Source organism: Vibrio sp. 10N.261.46.E11 (assembly GCF_041472735.1).
GTDB lineage: Bacteria > Pseudomonadota > Gammaproteobacteria > Enterobacterales > Vibrionaceae > Vibrio.
This window is the reverse complement of record NZ_JBFRQW010000026.1, coordinates 42,846-61,390: the sequence shown is the minus strand read 5'-3', so window position 1 is coordinate 61,390 and position 18,545 is coordinate 42,846. Positions and strand designations below refer to the sequence as shown.

The following is an 18,545-nucleotide window of genomic DNA, read 5'->3' as shown; positions in this document are numbered from 1 at the left end:
GGAAAGCCGCGATGAACCTATTTTTTTAGCTTTCCGAAATAAATTAATATTAGTTGTTGGTGCAAAATAAGTGTCGAATCATTGCATGCTACAAGCAAATTAATGCGAGTCATTTTATAAATAACGAATATTTTAGGTGTTTAATTGGCGCTGTTACCTACAGTTGTTTTTCAAAAGAATTTAAGTGGCGACATAAAGTGTCATTTGCTTCAAATATCTTAAAACAACAACTTAAGGGACTGCGAACATGCACCTAAATCAAGGAAGAGTGGCCAAAAAGGTTTTTACACTCAGTACTCTCACTGCGTCATGCTTAATGGCGTTCAACAGTTATGCGGCTGTTGATTGTTCAACGTTAGAAACGTGGGATTCTGCCACGGTTTACATCGGTGGCGACCAGGTTTCACATGACGGCAGCGCGTACGAAGCAAATTACTGGAATCAGAACAACAACCCAAGTCAATTTGAAGGTGACTACGCACAGTGGAAAAAGCTAGATGTGTGTAGCGGCAATGGAGGTGGAGGTACACCAAATGAAGCACCAACGGCTTCGTTAACGACTCCATCGGCCTCTGACCTGATCACAGCAGGCGATAACCTGGTGTTGAGTGCAACGGCGCTAGATTCTGACGGCAGCGTCACTTCGGTTGAATTTTTCATTGATGGTGCTTCAGTCGCGGTTGTAACAGCTGCACCTTTCGAAACGACTTGGGCAGCTACGTCTGGTAATCATCAGGTTTCAGTTGTTGCAACAGATAATCAAGGCGCGGCTAGCTTAGCGAGCGCGGTCTCAATTTCTGTCGATTCAGTTACACCTGGAAATGAAGCGCCGACAGCTTCGGTTGCGCTTTCAGCAGCCTCTGTCAATGTTGGTGGTGTGATAACGCTTACCGCAACGGCAGCAGACAGTGATGGCACGGTTGATAAAGTTGATTTCTATGTGGCAGGTTCTCTTGTTGGCACTGCTGCAACTAGCCCTTACACGTTAGATTACACAACGACTCAAGCCGGCACGTTATCTATTTACGCGAGAGCAACGGACAATCAAGGTGCGACAGCAGATTCAGCGCTGGCTTCTTTGACGGTGAATGGCGTACCAACGGTGAGCACTTGTCGACCTGATGGCTTGTATCAAACTCAAGGTGTCAAAGTTCCTTACTGTACGATTTACGATGATGAAGGCCGTGAGAAAATGGGCGCGGATCACCCACGTCGTGTTATTGGCTACTTCACAAGCTGGCGTGCAGGAGACGACCCACAAGCCGCTTATTTGGTTAATGACATTCCTTGGGAACAACTCACACACATTAACTACGCATTCGTAAGTATCGGCTCTGATGGCAAAGTAAACGTGGGTGATGTAAACGATCCAAATAATGCTGCTGTAGGTAAAGAGTGGCCAGGTGTGGAAGTTGACCCAGCATTAGGCTTTAAAGGTCACTTCGGTGCACTTGCAACCGCGAAGAAAAAACACGGTGTGAAAACGTTAATCTCAATTGGTGGTTGGGCTGAAACGGGGGGACACTTTGCGACTGACGGTAGCCGAGTTGCGGATGGTGGTTTCTATACCATGACGACCAACGCAGATGGCTCTATCAACCATCAAGGTATCGAAACATTCGCGACTTCAGCGGTTGAAATGCTTCGTAAATACCAGTTCGATGGCCTAGATATTGACTACGAATACCCAACTTCTATGGCGGGTGCTGGCAACCCATACGACAAAGACTTCATGGAACCACGTCGTCAGTACCTATGGGCTTCGTACCAAGTGTTGATGAAAGTACTGCGTGAGAAGCTTGATGTGGCGTCTGCTCAAGATGGTAATCATTACATGTTAACTATCGCGGCTCCTTCTTCAGGTTACTTATTGCGTGGTATGGAAACGTTTGATGTCACCAAGTATCTCGATTACGTAAATATCATGTCTTACGACCTTCACGGTGCGTGGAACGATCATGTTGGTCATAACGCTGCTTTGTTTGATACAGGTAAAGATTCAGAGTTAGCACAGTGGAACGTTTACGGCACTGCGGCTTACGGTGGTATCGGTTATCTGAACACAGATTGGGCTTACCATTACTTCCGTGGTTCAATGCCAGCAGGTCGTATTAACATCGGTGTGCCTTACTACACGCGTGGTTGGCAAGGTGTCACGGGTGGCGAAAATGGTCTTTGGGGCCGAGCTGCACTACCAAACCAAGCTGAATGTGCGGCGGGTACAGGTGAAGGTGAGAAAAACAACTGTGGCCATGGCGCAATTGGTATCGACAATATGTGGCACGATACTGATCCGAAAGGTAACGAAATGGGCGCGGGTTCAAACCCAATGTGGCACGCGAAGAACCTAGAGAAAGGTATTTGGGGTTCTTATGCGGACGCTTACAAGCTTGATCCTGTGAACGATCCAACGGATGTTCTAAGAGGCACTTATACGCGCAATTACGATAGCGTGGCAGTTGCCCCTTGGTTGTGGAATGCAGAGAAGGGCGTATTCCTTTCTACGGAAGATAAACAGTCTATCGATGTGAAAGCGGACTACGTTATCGACAAAGAAATCGGCGGCATCATGTTCTGGGAACTAGCAGGGGATTACAACTGTTACGTACTCGATGCGAATGGTAACCGAACTTCAATCGATACCACTGAGCAAGCGTGTAACAGCGGTAACGGTGAGTTCCACATGGGTAACACAATGACGAAAGCTATCTACGATAAGTTTAAGTCTGCAACACCATATGGAAACAAAGTAGCGACGGGTGCTACCCCAACGGAAGCACTCGATATTACGGTCTCTGTAGGGGGCTTCAAAGTCGGTGACCAAAACTACCCAATTAACCCTAAGATCACGTTCACGAACAACACAGGGCAAGCGCTTCCTGGTGGAACAGAGTTCCAGTTTGATATCCCAGTATCAGCACCTGATAATGCGAAAGATCAATCGGGCGGTGGTTTATCTGTGATTGCTTCTGGTCACACTCGTGCCAATAATATTGGAGGCCTAGATGGCCCGATGCACAGAGTAGCGTTTACGTTACCTGCATGGAAAGAGCTTCCTGCTGGTGGTGTGTATGAACTCGATATGGTGTATTACTTACCAATTTCTGGCCCTGCTAACTACACAGTCAATGTGAATAGTGTCGATTATGCATTTAGCTTCGAGCAGCCTGATTTACCACTGGGTGATATTAGTTCTGGTGGGGGTAACCCTGGTGATGGCGGTACTAATCCAGGTACGTGTGATACTGCAGGTTTAGTTGTTTATCCTGATTTACCTCAGAAAGATTGGGCGGGCAATCCAAGCCATGCAAATACGGGTGACCAAGTGGTCCACAAGGGTAGTATTTACAAGGCAAATTGGTGGACAAGTGCAGAGCCAGGTAGTGACGGCAGTTGGACTAAAGTGTGTTCTTAACCTAATGTTAAGTCATCCACTTTCAGACAGCAGTTCGTATTAATAGGCTATAAATACGAATGCACTAAAGTCAATCTATCAACAAGTTAGTCAGGTTTAAGTGAATAACTTAAACATCTGATTAAAACGCCGAACTGAATTCAGTTCGGCGTTTTTGCTATAAGTCACAGAACGTACATAGAAACACCACAAAATATCGACTCTCGTTCAGTAAAAAAGATAAACATGATATAAATAAGCCACTTATTATAAAAATGCGTAGCCCAAAATTAGAATAATATGAGGTGATTTTGAAAGTCAGACGTAAATATATCCTCAATTTTTCCATTGTGTTGGCACTCGTATCTCTGGTCCTCTCTGCGATCCAATTGAATCGGACCAAAGAATCACTTTTAGAATCTAACCAATTCTTTTTTCGAACGATTGTGAACGCAAGCTACGACATCGTAGACACCACAGTTAATGAAGCAATAAAAACCTATCTTAAAGGAGTAACTGATACGGTTGCTTCTCACACGCTACGTCTTACTCCAGACAAAGAAGTCAAAGATATCAGTCGAATTGCCAATGAGTTGGTTATTGGCGAGTCTGGCTATATCTATTTGATGTCACCTCAAGGTGTCCACCTGTATCACCCGTTTTTACAAGGGCAAAATCGTGCGCACCTAACCCATATCCAACAACAGCTAAGTTTAAAGTCAGGAATGACCCAGTACTCTCATGCTAACCCACATGAAGTCGGCAAGCGCGCTAAGGTGGCCTATTCAGTAAGACTTCCGAGTGGAAACACCTTGGTGGCGACGACCTATAAAGACGAACTCATGTACTTGGTCGACATCGAAGCGCTTAAAGATAAGCTCAGAAAGTATTCATATGGCGATAGCGGCTATGTATATATCGTTGATTTACAGGGTGAACTGGTCCTCCAACCCAATTTTGAACATGAGCATTTGAAAGCCTTAATTGGCAATTCATCAGAGTTGCTCATCGACAAGGTAGGTGCTGCGCCTGAAGGGCATTTTAGTTACTCTGTTTCAGATGAAAACGGCACAACAAGTAAAAATATTTTCTATAAGTTCTACCCATATTTGAATTGGATCATTTCGGCTGGAGTCTTGGAGCAAGAGCTCAACAGAAACCACAGTTTATTGCTGGTGAGTCTGATGACCTTGGTTATCAGTTTGCTTAGTATCATAACCGTTTTGGTGCTTTATCTAAGGCATCGTCATTTAAAGATCCTAGATGTAGCTAGCTTAGATTATCTTACTGGGTTGAGTAATCGGCGAGACTTCATTTCCCAGGTCAAGATGAGAATTTTAGAGTGTTCGCCTTATCCTCTAAAAGATGTTGGTATAATTCTTCTAGATATTGACCATTTTAAATCGGTAAATGATCTACACGGGCATGCTGAAGGCGATAGGGTGATCTGCTCCGTTGCAAAAGTATTGAAACAGTTTGCAAATGAAAATCGTCTAATTGCTCGCTATGGCGGCGAGGAATTTGTTTTTGTGACTTTTGATTGCGACGAAAATCAATTGTACGAATTGTCGGAAGAGCTGAGACGTAGCGTCGAAAAAATTGAGGGATTAGAGTTACCTGTAACGGTCAGTGTCGGGTGTCGTTACGCACATGCGTTGTTCCACATAGAAGGGACGATAGACCAAGCTGACAAAGCACTTTATCAAGCCAAAGAGAATGGGCGCAATAACACTCAGGTATACAGAGAGAGTCAATATGGTATAGCCTGCAATTGAGGTTTTCTAAAACGGATAAGCATGAAAAAGCCCAAATAGAAGGTTCTATTTGGGCTTTTTTAGATTTGTTTGAAAGTGCTAATCGCTAATTTAAGCTTTTGCTGCTTTCATCGCTTCATTTTTTTTTTCCTTTTGCATTTTTGCCAGGAAGTAGATGTTCACACAAGCGATGAAACCGTTGGTAGCAACCACTGGCCATGCGTCAATCATAACGCCGTAGGCTGTGAATAGGGTGCAGCCAACAAAGTTAAGGACACGCAGACGCACGATATCTTTCATTGTTAATGAAATTGCGACCATAATAGATGCCGCGTAACCTAAAATTTCAACCATATTGAATTCCATTGTGTGACCCTCTTAAATTTGCCGATACTTTATCGGTACCAATTCTTCTCTTCATGAGATGGTTGAGGAAGCTCCATGCCCCGAATGGTTTGGTTATGTTTAACTAAGTTTACTATACCGAGTCAATTTCTGTGAATAAACCCCCAAAATGAGTAGAAGTGAAGGTTAGCGATTACGCAAACGTTTAATGATCTTTCTGTTAATATAATTACTGTTTATGTTGAAGGTTAAATTGATAGTTATTCTTGTATAGGAAAGGACGCCACGAATGATAAAACGTTCTATTTGTGCAACAAAAAGCATAAAAAAAGCCGCTCTATTGGTGTTAATGGCAGTTGGACTGACCGCTTGTACGACACAAGAACAGCCAACAGTATATGACTATGGTGTGGTGACCAGTGGTGACTTCGAGTTCATGAAAAATGGGGTGAAGACATACTCGTGGCACCCGGAATCGGAACAGGTATACCTTTCGCAAAAATACGATGAAACTGTAGTGACCGATATGGTACGTGACGCGATTGAAGATCAGCTGTCTGCGAAAGGATATAGCTTAGAGCAGGGAAGCGGTATTGGCGATGTGGTGGTTGGTTTCGGCCTAGCTGAAGAATCAGAGCTCAATGATAATTCGATTTTTGATGCGGTTCAGCTTTCTACTGGTGTTCCATTCTATGATGGCAAAGGTAAATTGGCCGAAAAAGGTTCACTGTACATTGTGTTCTCGGTGCCGAATTCAGAAGTGATACAGTGGCGGGCACTGGCGCAGTCTGGTATTCAACCACAACTGGAATCTGGCGAAAGCAAACAACGCATTTCAGGCTTTGTAGAGATGCTATTTAGACGCATGCCCGAGCGCTTAAACTAATTATTTAATATATTCATTGAGTCAATATTATCTGTCTAAAAAACGGACAGAACGCAGATTATACTTTTTTATTTGTAACTAAAGGTACATTTGCGTAAAGCAACGTAAAGTTCGCGCTTCTTTTGCTAGCATTTGTCTATACTGGACAAAACGTTAACTTAGGTTTGATTCAATGAAACTGTTCTCCAAATACTCTCTCCCTCTATTAAGTATATTCATTGTAAGTAACGCCGCGATGGTTAGTAATGCCGCCGTCGCAGCACCTTCTATCGTACCAACTCCACCTAGCTTAGGTGCGAAAGGGTATGTGTTAATCGACTTCAATTCTGGTGATGTGCTTGTCGAAAACAATGCACACACTAAGTTAAACCCAGCAAGCTTAACCAAGCTGATGACCAGTTATGTTGCTGGCCAAGAGATGAAGCGAGGCAACATCTCTGCGGACGACCAAGTTCGTATCAGTGAAAACGCATGGGCGAAGAACTTCCCGGACTCTTCAAAGATGTTCATTGAAGTGAATACTGATGTGGCGATGATGGATCTGTATCGCGGTTTGATCATTCAATCAGGCAACGATGCGAGTGTTGCGATTGCCGAGCACGTAGCTGGTTCACAAGATGCTTTTGTAGATTTGATGAACTCTTGGGCGACCTCTCTGAAATTGGAAAATACCCATTTCGCTAACGCACACGGTCTAGACGCCGAAGACCTCTATTCGACTCCTTATGATATCGCGTTGCTTGGCCGAGCGATTATTAAAGATCTTCCTGATGTGTATGGCTTATACAGTGAACGCTCTTTTAGCTATAACGGCATCACACAACACAACCGTAACGGCTTGCTTCGTGATAGAAGCTTAACCGTTGATGGTATGAAGACAGGCTACACATCTGGCGCTGGTTACAGTTTAGCGAGCTCGGCGACACAAGGTGAAATGAGACTTATCGCGGTGGTTATGGGTGCATCGAGCGTTAAGAGTCGTGAGTCAGACAGTAAACAGCTATTGAGCTACGGCTTCCGCTTCTTCGATACGCTAAACCCGCATCAAGGCGGCGATCAAGTAGCAGAAGAGAAGGTGTGGTTTGGTGATCAAGAAACATTGAAGCTTGGTGTTGCTGAAGATACGTTTATCACTTTGCCTAAGTCAGACAGTAAAAAGCTGACCGCGTCTATCGAGTTGAGCTCTGAACTGAAAGCGCCGATTGCTGAAGGGCAAACTTTAGGTGTGGTTCACTACACAGTCGATGGCGAAGATGTTCAAACTCAACCTTTGATTGCGCTTGAAGCGGTCGAGCAGGGCGGGTTGTTCAAGCGTTTAATGGATTACGTTAAGTTGTTCTTCGCGAGTCTATTCTAGATAGTGCTTCTAGCTAGCTAAATGAGAAATCTAACGGGTGTTGTGAGTCAATCACAACGCCCGTTTTTAATTTTGTCAGCCCGAAAACAGTGTTGGCTGTTTTCTTTATTAGCCGTGGAGAGCGGTTTCGATTACTATACGCAAAATTTAGCAGTGTAGTCACTTATGACCATAAAGATAAAGAACATCACCGAACCTGAAGTAACTTGTGCCAATTGTCAGGCGTGCTGTTGTCGTTTAGAGGTTATGATCATCACAGACACTGGGGTTCCAGAAGAGCATATCGCTTACGACGAATGGGGCGGTGAAACCATGAAACGTCTAGATGATGGTTGGTGTTCAGCGGTAGATAGGGAAACGTTGATGTGTACCATCTACGAAAATCGGCCATGGATCTGCCGTGAGTTCGAAATGGGCTCTTTCGAATGCGTTGACCAGCGCAAAGATGTGATGGGCTAAGTGTCTGCAACATTGACGTTAGTAGCGAAAGTACGCAACCGAGCTGTGATAAGCACATTAAAAAATTAAATTTCAGGGTTCTATATCTCAAGCAGATTTAGAACCCTGATGCGTTTAACGAGACAAAAATTTTAGTGCGGTAATAGTTTTAGCAGGATAAGAACAGCTTAAAACTCAGAAGGCACTTCAAACTCGATCCACTCGCCAGTTGTTGGGTGAACCAGTTTAAGGTAGCCCGCATGAAGATGTAGACGTTCGCGCTTGTAGCCATAAAGGTCGTCACCACGAATCGGAACACCAAGACCTCGTGGATGAGCACAGTGAACACGCAGCTGGTGAGTACGGCCTGTTTTAGGGTACAAGTGAACCTTGGTTTTGCCGTTGTTAGTGCTGACGGTTTGCCAATGTGTTTCAGCGTTGCGTCCGTGATCATGGCAAACTAACTGTCTTGGTCTGTCTGTGATGTCACCGCGCAAGGGCAAGCTAATATCGCCAGATTTACCGTGGATTTCGCCATCAAGCAGAGCGGTGTAACGTTTATCGACTGTTCTATCAATGAATTGCTTCTGAATGTGTTTGTTTGATTCTGCCGTGAGCGCCAAGATCAATAAGCCTGACGTCGACATGTCTAATCTATGGATGATCAAAGGCCCTGTTGCATCGGGGTAACGCGCTTTAATACGTGTGTAAACCGAGTCTTCAATGAACTTACCCGGAACAGACAAGAACTCCTCGGGCTTATTCACTACAACGATCTCTTCGTCTTCATAAACAATATCAAACGATTTACCCACCGCAGGGTTCACGATAAGCGGATTATCTTCTAACTCAATTCCGCTTAGCTGGTGGTCGAGTATCTCGAAACTTTTACTTTGGCAAACAGGGTAAAGGTTTCCGTGTTGTCGAATGATATCTGTTGGCGGCAATCCCCACCAAAATTCAGATAAAGCTAATGGTTTAAAGCCGTGTTCAAAAGCAAAATTTAGCAGCTTAGGCAGGCAGCAGTCGCCAGAGCCTTCAAGAGCGTTTTTGCCATCTAACAATTCAAGCAGGTTCTTTGATTCGAGAGCTTGGTTGATAAAGCGATAATGAGACAAACGTTGCGCTTCTAATTCGGCTGAGATCGCTTGGTACTCTTGCTTGCGGCTCTTGAGTTCGCTTTCGATAGCATCAACTTGCGACTGGCGTTTTGCGATCTTTTGTTTCCACTCGATTCTAAGTGTTTTTAAGTCGCGTTTCTCTTGGCTGCTTTGATTGCCTAATTGTTTAAGCAGGTCAGCGGCTGAATCAAGATTCCCCAATGCCTTTTGTTGATTGGCTTGTTCTCTGAGTTCGTTACGCTGAGCTTTGTTTGCTGCCATGGCTAATTGAAAGGCTTCGGTAGATTGTGCTGATTCTATTTTTAACTCTTCAAGTTCAGTCAATAATGCGTCTAAGTTTTGCGTTTGTTCGAGGTTCGCAATGTCGTTCGCTAATGTTGCTTGTTGGGTTAGGCCTTGCGTGTTGAGTTCTTCAAACTGCTGCTTATCAAAAGCAGAAGGAACAAAGGCTATACTCGATAGCTGAGGTTCCAAAGACAGATCTAACTGCAAACCTGAAAACGCAGAAAGGTAGCCTAGCTCTTGAGTTGTTGGATCCTGAACAAGAAGTACTGCATAGAGGTTGCCTTGCGAGGTTTCATTCATACCACAGTCGAGTAATGACTGTTGAAGCTGCTGCATTGCTAACTCACACATTGGGTGCGGAGTATAGTAATACGGAAACGTAAACCGAGTGGGTAGCGATAAGTCTTGGTTCGCTGGTTGGTTTAAAGCGTGCAGTGATGTGTATTGAGCAAGGTTTGCTGACATGAAAATCAAACTCTATGGCTGTTCAGTTAGAGTTCGGTATTGTTGTCGAAATGAAGGCAAATGAGAAGCCAAAGCGGAAGATAAATCGGCTTTGGCTTCATTTAGTTGCTTGTGCTTATCCTAAGCGCGCACGAGCTTGATTGAAACTCGATCAGTTCGAGTGTTCTAGCTCCAGTTGCTCTGCTTTTTGGTAAGCTGGGTGGCTCGTTAAAAGCTCACCGTATTTAGCGATGTTCGGGTAGAGCGCAGTCGCACCAAAATTACCAACGATTTCTACGATGAACGACATCATAAAATCGGCACCTGTTAGAGTATCAGCAACAAGGTAAGTTTTACCTTCAAGTGCATTATTCACGTAAGTTAAGATCTTTTGGTTTTCATCGTCTGCATAACCGCCTAGAAAGTTAGTTTCACAGCCGTCTTTCATCACGAAGATCTTAAGTAGCATTGGCAGAATACCAGAGCTTTCAGCGAAGTGAAGCCACTGTGAGTATTCCACGTAGTCAGCGGTGCCGCGCACTGGTGCGAACTTACCTTGACCGTATTTGTCGATTAGGTACTCGGTGATAGCACCAGATTCGCTGATAACAACACCATCGTCTTCAATGACTGGAGATTTACCAAGAGGGTGAACAGACTTCAATTCTGGTGGCGCTAGAAACGTTACACTGTCTCGTTGGTATGGTTTGATTTGGTAATCTACTCCAAGCTCTTCGAGTAGCCAGATGATGCGTTTTGAGCGAGATTTGTTTAGGTGATGCAAAGTAATCATGATTTTACCTAGTTAACTGGTTCAGTTTTTGAATTTATTTAGCTTCGTTTGTTTTGATAACAAGCTTACCGAAGTTTTGGCCTTCCAATAGACCCATGAATGCTTGTGGCGCCTCGTCTAGGCCTTCAACTAGGTGCTCACGGTAATGCATCTTGCCTTGAGACAACCATTCTGTCATTTGAGTTGCAAACTCGTTGTAACGGGGCGCGTAGTCATCAAAGATGATGAATCCTTGCATCTTGATGCGCTTAACTAGCAGAGTACCCATTAGGCTAGACATGCGATCTGGACCTTCAGGAAGTGATGTCGCGTTGTATTGAGAGATAAGGCCACAAACAGGTATACGAGCGCCTGTGTTTAGAAGCGGCATTACCGCATCGAACACCTTGCCGCCAACGTTTTCAAAATAAACGTCGATGCCGTTGCTACATGCTTTAGCCAGTTGCTCCGCGAAGTCGTCGGCTTTGTGGTCGATACATTCATCAAAACCAAGCACTTCTTTCGCGTACTGACATTTCTCTTGACCGCCTGCAACGCCAATGACGCGACAGCCTTTTAGTTTGCCGATTTGGCCAACGGTTGCGCCTACTGCACCTGTTGCAGCCGCAACGACTAACGTGTCGCCTTCTTTAGGTTGGCCGATATCAAGTAAGCCCATGTACGCAGTAAAGCCTGGCATACCCATGATGCCTAGTGCGTAAGAAGGGTGTGTTGGCTCTTTACCTAGTTTGATTAGGCCTTCACCATCAGACACACCAAGATCTTGCCAACCGGTGTAAGCCAGTACCCATTCGCCAACTTCATAATCGCTGTTGTTTGACTCTTCAACCTGACACACGGTTGCACCAACCATTACTTCATCAATCGCAACTGGATCAGCGTAAGATTTTGCATCGCTCATTCGGCCACGCATGTATGGGTCGAGAGAAAGGTAAACTGAGCGAAGTAACATCTCGCCGTCTTTAATTGTTGGTGCGGCTACTGTCTCCAAACGGAAGTTATCTTGAGTCGGTGCGCCTACTGGGCGAGAAGCCAATACGATGCGGCGATTGTCTTGTTGAGTCATTGGGTATCCTTAATTTTATATTATGTTTATTTAGAATTAGACCAGTCGTCTAGTCTTGTTGTCTAAAAATCCCGCCGTCATCAAATGATAAGAGGGCGGGTTATCTTTCGTTAGTAAAGACTAAACACAGTACGTGGTTAGTTTTTACCTTTTAAAATCTGTTGGGTTAGGTTTAAAGCTGATTCTAAGCTACGTGAACTCTGGCTTAGTTTGCTTAATAAGCTTGCGCCTAACCACATAGAATATAGATTTTGAGCGGTTTCTTGGCTCTCTTCAACCTTTATCGAGCCATCATCAATACCACCGACAATGCACTGCTCGATGGTATGCGTCACTTTCTCAGCACCTTTCAATAGCGCTTGGCGCATAGGATCAGAAAGATCAGAAACTTCGGCGCTGAGCTTAACGACTAAGCATTTATGAGCGTTACAAGTACCGTTTTCAATCTGTGACCATCGAGTGAAATAACTGATAATTCTCTGGTAATGGTTGCCTTCACCATGAACCAAAATAGTTTCAACTCTGCTGATGTAGGTCTCAAAATAGTGCTGGATCAGAGCCTCGCCAAATTGCTCTTTAGATTTAAAGTAGTGGTAAAACGATCCTTTTGGAACATCCGCTTCTTTAAGCAATTGCGATAAGCCAACGCCGTTAAAGCCGTTGTTCACTATTAATTGGTAGCCAACATCTAAAACATGCAGGCGTGTGTCGTTCGTTTTATCGTTCATGGGCTTACTATAAGTTAAATTAGACCAGTCGTCTAGTCTTCGGCTTTTTGAGGTATATTCCGTCGTTACAAAAGTGGCTTCAAATATTCAGAGATAAAAAAGCCCCAACATAGCTCGTATGTTAGGGCTTAAATCAGTCTCTTCAATTATTTGATAGAGATTAACTCAACATCAAAAATCAAAGTTGCTGATGGTGGGATAGGGCCTGAACCACCTTTACCGTAAGCCAATTGGCTTGGGATAAACAGGCGAACTTTTTGGCCTTCGACCATGTAAGTCAAACCTTCTTGCCAGCCTTTTATCACTTGTTTAAGAGCAAATGAGATTGGCTCACCACGATCAACAGAGCTGTCGAAAACAGTGCCGTCGATAAGTGTACCGTGGTAATGAACCGTTACTTTGCTGTTCTTAGTTGGGTGCTCTGTACCAGTACCTTCTTCAAGAACTAGGTATTGAAGACCACTTTCAGTCGTAACAACCCCTTCTTTAGCGCCGTTTTCGATAAGGAATTGTTGGCCTTGTTCGATATTTTCTTCGCCAGATTTATGGTTCATCCAAGTGCGGTAGATCATGAAGCCAGCCAAAATGAAGACAATGACCGGGATGATAAATTTAGACATAGTAAAACCTATTTATTGTTGATTCTTTATAGAGAAAAGCCGTTATGGCTGAGTCAAAAGGTAGTTGATCGTTTTTGCGATACCTTGAACATCTTGGTGACCTGCTGTCAGTACTTGGTATTTACCGTTGATGATAAATGTTGGTACAGAGTTGATTTGACCTTTAACTGAGATTTCTTCTGCTTTCTTTACGTAGTCAAATAGAGCGACTTGTTGTTCTTTGTTCAGTTGGTATGGGCTAACCAGACCACGAGAAGTGAACGCAGTCTCTAGAGCTTGTTGACGTTGTTCAGGTGTTGCGTCTGCACCCATTTGAACTGCACCAAATAGGTCGTCCATGAACGCGTGGTCAGGTGTCGCGCTAAGTTGCATTACTGCTGTGTAGTAGATCATAGCGCTGATTTGAGCACTTTCATTGAACGTAACGTGCATCTTGCCAATCGTTTGGTTCGTTAGAGATTCGATCTCTGGAATTGCACTTTCCATTTGACGGCAGTGACCACAATTTAGAGAGAAGATTTCAGTGATCGGAGACAGGTTAAATTCAGTTAGAGCAGTAGGCAGCGCTTCGTATTGAACGCCTTTCTGTGGCTCGTCTGTTTCACTACAACCCGCGATAATCAGTACGGCAGCGAGTGCTGTGATGAATTTAGTAAATGGTTTAAACATAATGTTTGCTCTAGCGTTGAGAAGTCGTGAGATTCTAACTATTTAGTACGAATTGGAAAACAATTATAAGGTAAATAAATGCAAACAATTGGAACTCGTGGGTGATGGCAGGCGACTTGACGATTAACTGTGATCAAAAGCACTTTTTTGGGATGCGCTTTCTTTTCGTATAAAGTTTTTATCTAAAGTTTTTCTCTCAGTGCCGATATAGACATTAGTGAATGGTTTATCTGCATAAGTGGTTGGTGAAGTAATGAGATATTTAGCGATAATGTTAAGCATAGCTTTGGCTGGGTGCGAAACTACGTTACCAACAGGGTTACTCGGTGAGGATATGTTACAAACTGCACCGAAAACTGATTACGACATTATGTATCCTGAATGGGGTGTGGTTCAAACCACTCATCAACAAGGAACCATTACCACTAATTACGGACGTGGTGTATCGAGCAATGACCCACTGGAAGTCTTTTTAAGACAAAACCGTATCGATTTTGAAGTTTTACCTGGCAATCATGTGATGGTAAAGCTTGTACAACATGTGAACTTTAAAACAGGTTCGACATCTCCTGAACCCGCTTACAACAATTGGTTGGATACGTTAGGCAGCTATCTTTCTCGACGCCAAGACATTGATGTCGTCATTGAAGGACACACGGATAATACAGGCAGTGATCGTGTTAATGATCCGCTCTCTGAACAGCGCGCAAAAGAAGTGAAAGCTCGCTTAGAAAGTAACTATGTTTCGAGTCGTGCTATTTACACCCGTGGTTTCGGTGAGTACGTTCCCGCGTGTAACAACGCTTCGCCGCAAGGTAAAGCCTGTAACCGCCGTGTAGAGTTGATGCTGATTGTGGCGAAATAGATGCGAGAAGCTTGATTCTTTGAATCGAAAGAGTGTATCGATTACAGACATAAAAAATCCCTCATGAAGAGGGATTTTTTGTATTTAGCTTGTGTTGCTTTTTCCGCTTATGCGAACTGTTTTTCTAAGTAAGATACGATATCCGAAGATTCGTACATCCACTCAGTTTTACCGTCTTTCTCGATACGTAGACAAGGCACTTTCACACGACCGCCGCCAGCTTCAAGCTCTGCACGGTGTTGTTCGTTGTTTTTTGCATCACGAAGTTCAAACTGAACAGACTGACGTTTCATCGAGCGTCGTACTTTCACACAAAATGGACATGCTTCGAATTGGTACAACGTGTGCGTTTTTGCTTGTTCATTTACTTTGCTTTGCTCTTCTTGAGAACGCTTCACACCACGTGGGCTGAAAACAAAATTTAATAGCAAGATGACGCGACCTAAGAACCAACGGATAAACTTCATAATTCTCTCTACATATTTAAAATTAGCGTTACAATTTGCAGCATTATATACACAAGTTTTGTCAGATGCTCGCAACAAACCGCTAATATCTATTTTGTCCGTTCGATCGTGTGAGACTTCGCCACATTTAGCCCCAAACGTTTGGACAGTCGAGTCAGGTTTGCTCGGTCTGTTTTCAGAACTCGCCCTGCTTGCGCCCAGTTAAAGTTGGCATCTTCCAACACCTCAGTGATGATGCTGCGTTGAAAATCATCGGTAGCGCCACGTAAACCTGCAGATAGGTCGATCGTTGGTGTTGATAAAGGTGTGTTTTTTACCTGTGTCGTCGCTATAGGTTGATCTTGGTCGAGTGGGCCACAATCTTCTTTGGTAATCGTCACGAGGTTTTTGTTGGTGCTACGAGCTAATGCTTTTAGTGCTGAACGGCTAATCACGTGCTCAAGCTCACGTACGTTACCTGGCCAACTGTAACGGTTTAAAAATACCAGTACATCAGAGCGGAATTTAACTTGGTTGATACCAAGTTTACGACGTGCCTGTTCTAGGAAGAAGCCTGCTAGCAAGCTGATGTCGTCACCTCGGTCTTTCAGAGCTGGCACTGCGATAGGGTACACACTCAATCGGTGGTATAAATCGGCTCTGAATCGACCGTCTTCAACTTCTTGCTTTAAGTCTCGGTTGGTTGCAGCTAAAACACGAACATCAATAGTTTGAATATTGTCTTGGCCTACAGGTTGGATTTCGTTGTTTTGCAGTGCACGCAATAGCTTACTTTGCGCAGCCAAAGGCAATTCACCAATTTCATCTAAGAACAGTGTGCCGCCATCGGCTAAAGCAAATTTACCTAAGCGGTTTTTGTCTGCGCCAGTAAATGCGCCACGAACGTGACCAAATAGTTCACTCTCTACCAAGTTCTCAGGAATAGCAGCACAGTTCACGTAGACCAGCGGATTACGCTTACGCTGCGATTGGTGGTGCAGGGTTCGAGCAACGAGCTCTTTACCAACACCTGTATCACCATGAATCAGAATATTAAATTCAGAGGGTGCGACAACCGCGATATCGTTTTTAAGCGCGACCATGGTGTCACTATTACCAATCAATTCACCGCCGTCACGTTCCCACGCTTCCACGTTCAACTCTTCTAATAGTTGCTTAGACTGTTTGGCTTGATGTTCCAGTTGCGAGAAAGTCATCGCCATTTGCATCGTAGAGGCAGCAATTGCAGCGAGAACTTCTAGGTTCCGAGCAGGAATATTCGCGAAGACATCAGGTTTTAGGCTGTCGAGGGTTAGTACCCCTAACAATTTGTCACCAAAAAGAAGAGGCAAACCCATACAGGCATGCATGGGCAAATCGCCGTCGTGGTCGATCAGTAAGCCATCGAAAGGATCAGGCAATGAGCTATCCGCATCAAAACGAACTGGAGAACGCGATGCACAAATCGCATCAAAACGTGGATGCTCTGAAATTATAAAGCGGCGACCGAATGTATCTCGACTGAGCCCTTGCATTGCGATGGGTACTAGCGTGTCGCCTTGAAGGCTTAAAAGCGCGACACAATCACACGTTATGGTTTTACGAATGGCATCGATTAAGCGATTGAAACGGTCTTGATCGTTCACACCGCTGGCTAAACCAATGGTCATTTCCATGAGAGTGGATACTGAGATATCTTGCATAAAGGGCTCATACTGTTTGTATTTTCATACATGGTAGAGTCTTTATGACATAGAAAAAAGGTCTTTTTGACTAAAGTTTGAAGAGGGTTTTTGAAGGGATGCTAGGCACAACAAGCTTTCGCATGTTGGCACCGTTTGTGCAATGTGTCCATTGCGTGTTGTCTATATGACTGAATATCTGACCTATCATTGATTTTAATCAATGAATACGAATTTATCAGTCCACGTAATTCTCATAAAAATAGTAGCCAAAGAGCGCATTGAGAAAGAATTAATATAAAGTCATCTTTAAATAAAATTAGTCAATTTGACATGAAAGGTCAAAAGACTAAGTGTTCGGAGTAAACCAATGCTAAACAATCTACATATCAACATCATCAAATCGACGATTCCTCTTTTAGAAAGCGCAGGCCCTGCTTTAACTCAACACTTCTATCAACGCATGTTCACGCATAACCCTGAATTGAAAGATATCTTCAATATGACTCACCAAAGAACAGGTCGCCAAGGTGTCGCACTGTTTGAAGCTATCGCGGCTTATGCAAAGAACATCGAAAATCTAGCAGCGTTAACCTCAGCGGTTGAGCGTATTGCACAGAAACACACAAGCTTTAATATTCAACCAGACCATTACCAAATCGTTGGTCTTCATCTAATTGAAACACTGCGTGAATTAGCTGCTGATGCATTCACACCAGAAGTAGAAGAAGCGTGGACTGCGGCTTACCTATTCTTAGCGCAAGTATTCATCGACCGTGAAGCTGAACTTTACCTACAGCGCAAGCAAGCTGTTGGTGGTTGGGAAGCTGCACGTGCATTCGTAATTGCAGATAAAATTGAAGAATCAGCATTAGTAACAAGCTTCATTCTACAACCAAAAGATGGCGGTGACGTTCTGGATTATACACCAGGACAATATATTGGTATCGAAGTGAAACCTGAAGGTGCTCAGTACAGCGAGATCCGTCAATACTCACTATCAGACAAGCCAAACGGTAAGCAATACCGCATCTCTGTTAAACGTGAAGGCCAAGGCCAAGAGACACAAGGCGTTGTATCTAACCACCTACACGATACGGTTGCTGTTGGTGATGAAGTTAGCCTATACGCACCAGCGGGTGACTTCATGTATCAAGAGCGTAGCAAGCCAGTAACGCTCATCTCTGCAGGTGTGGGTGTAACACCAATGCAATCAATGCTTGAGTTCTTAAACATCGAGCAGAAAAACGAACCTGTACTGTACCTTCACGCTTGTGAAAATGTAGGTCAACACTCTTTCATGACTCGCGTTAAAGATATTGTTGCCGATAAAGGTTGGGAAGCGAAAACGTGGTACATGAACAAAGGCGAATCTGCGTGTGAGAACACACATCAAGGTCAAATGGATCTAGCATCTATCTCTGACACCAACGGCTTTGAAGAGAGCGATTTTTACATTTGTGGCCCTGTTGGCTTCATGAAGAACATCGTAGAACAGCTAGATGCACTTAAAGTCGACCGTTCTCGCGTCCACTACGAAGTCTTTGGTCCTCACGCTAATTTCTAATAGCTCTCGACAGTTCTATTGACACTAGCCTGAACTATTAACACCTTGCCAATTCAAAGGTCTCACATTGTGAGGCCTTTTTTCG

General features: G+C 44.0%; 16 protein-coding genes. 7 read left to right on the top strand and 9 right to left on the bottom strand.

Annotated features, from left to right (window positions below; genetic code table 11):
- Window positions 1-247 precede the first annotated feature (247 nt).
- Window positions 248-3,415, top strand: a complete 3,168-nt coding sequence (locus AB4407_RS09130; protein ID WP_372120322.1) for a chitinase C-terminal domain-containing protein — start codon at window positions 248-250, stop codon at window positions 3,413-3,415.
- A 290-nt stretch (window positions 3,416-3,705) separates the two neighbouring features.
- Window positions 3,706-5,169: a diguanylate cyclase domain-containing protein gene (locus AB4407_RS09125; RefSeq protein WP_372120321.1), complete on the top strand. Its 1,464-nt coding sequence runs from the start codon at window positions 3,706-3,708 to the stop codon at window positions 5,167-5,169.
- A gap of 90 nt (window positions 5,170-5,259) precedes the next feature.
- Here the strand turns inward: AB4407_RS09125 and AB4407_RS09120 are convergent, their stop codons facing one another.
- The gene (locus AB4407_RS09120; protein WP_009845500.1) at window positions 5,260-5,514 is read right to left on the bottom strand and encodes a YgjV family protein; all 255 of its coding nucleotides are present in this window, start codon (window positions 5,512-5,514) and stop codon (window positions 5,260-5,262) included.
- 268 nt (window positions 5,515-5,782) lie between these two features.
- Here AB4407_RS09120 and AB4407_RS09115 point away from each other — a divergent pair, with 268 nt between their 5' ends.
- From AB4407_RS09115 to AB4407_RS09105, 3 genes are all read left to right on the top strand, one after another.
- A complete protein-coding gene (locus AB4407_RS09115) occupies window positions 5,783-6,379 on the top strand; it encodes a DUF4136 domain-containing protein (protein ID WP_372120320.1) in 597 nt (198 codons plus the stop codon).
- Window positions 6,380-6,551: 172 nt separating this feature from the next.
- Window positions 6,552-7,736: a serine hydrolase gene (locus tag AB4407_RS09110; RefSeq protein WP_372120319.1), complete on the top strand. Its 1,185-nt coding sequence runs from the start codon at window positions 6,552-6,554 to the stop codon at window positions 7,734-7,736.
- A 165-nt stretch (window positions 7,737-7,901) separates the two neighbouring features.
- Window positions 7,902-8,195: a YkgJ family cysteine cluster protein gene (locus AB4407_RS09105; RefSeq protein WP_372120318.1), complete on the top strand. Its 294-nt coding sequence runs from the start codon at window positions 7,902-7,904 to the stop codon at window positions 8,193-8,195.
- A 167-nt stretch (window positions 8,196-8,362) separates the two neighbouring features.
- Here AB4407_RS09105 and AB4407_RS09100 read toward each other — a convergent pair whose 3' ends face one another.
- The 6 genes from AB4407_RS09100 to AB4407_RS09075 all read right to left on the bottom strand — a co-directional run bounded on the left by AB4407_RS09100 (window position 8,363) and on the right by AB4407_RS09075 (window position 13,900).
- Entirely contained in the window at window positions 8,363-10,045 is a 1,683-nt protein-coding gene (locus AB4407_RS09100) for an RluA family pseudouridine synthase (protein WP_372120317.1), read from the bottom strand.
- 151 nt (window positions 10,046-10,196) lie between these two features.
- Window positions 10,197-10,817: a glutathione S-transferase family protein gene (locus tag AB4407_RS09095; protein WP_372120316.1), complete on the bottom strand. Its 621-nt coding sequence runs from the start codon at window positions 10,815-10,817 to the stop codon at window positions 10,197-10,199.
- A 34-nt stretch (window positions 10,818-10,851) separates the two neighbouring features.
- On the bottom strand, window positions 10,852-11,883 hold the full coding sequence (locus tag AB4407_RS09090) for an NADP-dependent oxidoreductase (protein WP_372120315.1): 1,032 nt from the start codon (window positions 11,881-11,883) through the stop codon (window positions 10,852-10,854).
- A gap of 137 nt (window positions 11,884-12,020) precedes the next feature.
- Entirely contained in the window at window positions 12,021-12,611 is a 591-nt protein-coding gene (locus AB4407_RS09085) for a TetR/AcrR family transcriptional regulator (protein WP_009845490.1), read from the bottom strand.
- Between the two features lie 146 nt (window positions 12,612-12,757).
- A complete protein-coding gene (locus AB4407_RS09080; RefSeq protein WP_012600489.1) occupies window positions 12,758-13,231 on the bottom strand; it encodes an FKBP-type peptidyl-prolyl cis-trans isomerase in 474 nt (157 codons plus the stop codon).
- A gap of 42 nt (window positions 13,232-13,273) precedes the next feature.
- Window positions 13,274-13,900 (bottom strand): thioredoxin domain-containing protein, encoded by a 627-nt coding sequence (locus tag AB4407_RS09075; protein ID WP_372120314.1) that lies wholly within the window; start codon window positions 13,898-13,900, stop codon window positions 13,274-13,276.
- A 271-nt stretch (window positions 13,901-14,171) separates the two neighbouring features.
- Here AB4407_RS09075 and AB4407_RS09070 point away from each other — a divergent pair, with 271 nt between their 5' ends.
- Complete coding sequence (locus AB4407_RS09070) at window positions 14,172-14,765, top strand: OmpA family protein (protein WP_372120323.1); 594 nt, start codon at window positions 14,172-14,174, stop codon at window positions 14,763-14,765.
- Between the two features lie 107 nt (window positions 14,766-14,872).
- Here the strand turns inward: AB4407_RS09070 and AB4407_RS09065 are convergent, their stop codons facing one another.
- On the bottom strand, window positions 14,873-15,232 hold the full coding sequence (locus tag AB4407_RS09065; protein ID WP_065679986.1) for a glutaredoxin: 360 nt from the start codon (window positions 15,230-15,232) through the stop codon (window positions 14,873-14,875).
- Window positions 15,233-15,321: 89 nt separating this feature from the next.
- The gene (gene norR, locus AB4407_RS09060; RefSeq protein WP_372120313.1) at window positions 15,322-16,914 is read right to left on the bottom strand and encodes a nitric oxide reductase transcriptional regulator NorR; all 1,593 of its coding nucleotides are present in this window, start codon (window positions 16,912-16,914) and stop codon (window positions 15,322-15,324) included.
- Between the two features lie 349 nt (window positions 16,915-17,263).
- Here norR and hmpA point away from each other — a divergent pair, with 349 nt between their 5' ends.
- Complete coding sequence (gene hmpA, locus AB4407_RS09055) at window positions 17,264-18,460, top strand: NO-inducible flavohemoprotein (RefSeq protein ID WP_372120312.1); 1,197 nt, start codon at window positions 17,264-17,266, stop codon at window positions 18,458-18,460.
- The last annotated feature ends 85 nt before the right edge of the window (window positions 18,461-18,545 follow it).

Bases quoted from the DNA above. Each gene is read 5' to 3' on its own strand.
- AB4407_RS09130 (WP_372120322.1), top strand. From the start codon at position 248: ATGCACCTAAATCAAGGAAGAGTGGCCAAAAAGGTTTTTACACTCAGT.
- AB4407_RS09120 (WP_009845500.1), bottom strand. From the start codon at position 5,514: ATGGAATTCAATATGGTTGAAATTTTAGGTTACGCGGCATCTATTATG.
- AB4407_RS09115 (WP_372120320.1), top strand. From the start codon at position 5,783: ATGATAAAACGTTCTATTTGTGCAACAAAAAGCATAAAAAAAGCCGCT.
- AB4407_RS09110 (WP_372120319.1), top strand. From the start codon at position 6,552: ATGAAACTGTTCTCCAAATACTCTCTCCCTCTATTAAGTATATTCATT.
- AB4407_RS09105 (WP_372120318.1), top strand. From the start codon at position 7,902: ATGACCATAAAGATAAAGAACATCACCGAACCTGAAGTAACTTGTGCC.
- AB4407_RS09100 (WP_372120317.1), bottom strand. From the start codon at position 10,045: ATGTCAGCAAACCTTGCTCAATACACATCACTGCACGCTTTAAACCAA.
- AB4407_RS09095 (WP_372120316.1), bottom strand. From the start codon at position 10,817: ATGATTACTTTGCATCACCTAAACAAATCTCGCTCAAAACGCATCATC.
- AB4407_RS09090 (WP_372120315.1), bottom strand. From the start codon at position 11,883: ATGACTCAACAAGACAATCGCCGCATCGTATTGGCTTCTCGCCCAGTA.
- AB4407_RS09085 (WP_009845490.1), bottom strand. From the start codon at position 12,611: ATGAACGATAAAACGAACGACACACGCCTGCATGTTTTAGATGTTGGC.
- AB4407_RS09080 (WP_012600489.1), bottom strand. From the start codon at position 13,231: ATGTCTAAATTTATCATCCCGGTCATTGTCTTCATTTTGGCTGGCTTC.
- AB4407_RS09075 (WP_372120314.1), bottom strand. From the start codon at position 13,900: ATGTTTAAACCATTTACTAAATTCATCACAGCACTCGCTGCCGTACTG.
- AB4407_RS09070 (WP_372120323.1), top strand. From the start codon at position 14,172: ATGTTAAGCATAGCTTTGGCTGGGTGCGAAACTACGTTACCAACAGGG.
- AB4407_RS09065 (WP_065679986.1), bottom strand. From the start codon at position 15,232: ATGAAGTTTATCCGTTGGTTCTTAGGTCGCGTCATCTTGCTATTAAAT.
- norR (WP_372120313.1), bottom strand. From the start codon at position 16,914: ATGCAAGATATCTCAGTATCCACTCTCATGGAAATGACCATTGGTTTA.
- hmpA (WP_372120312.1), top strand. From the start codon at position 17,264: ATGCTAAACAATCTACATATCAACATCATCAAATCGACGATTCCTCTT.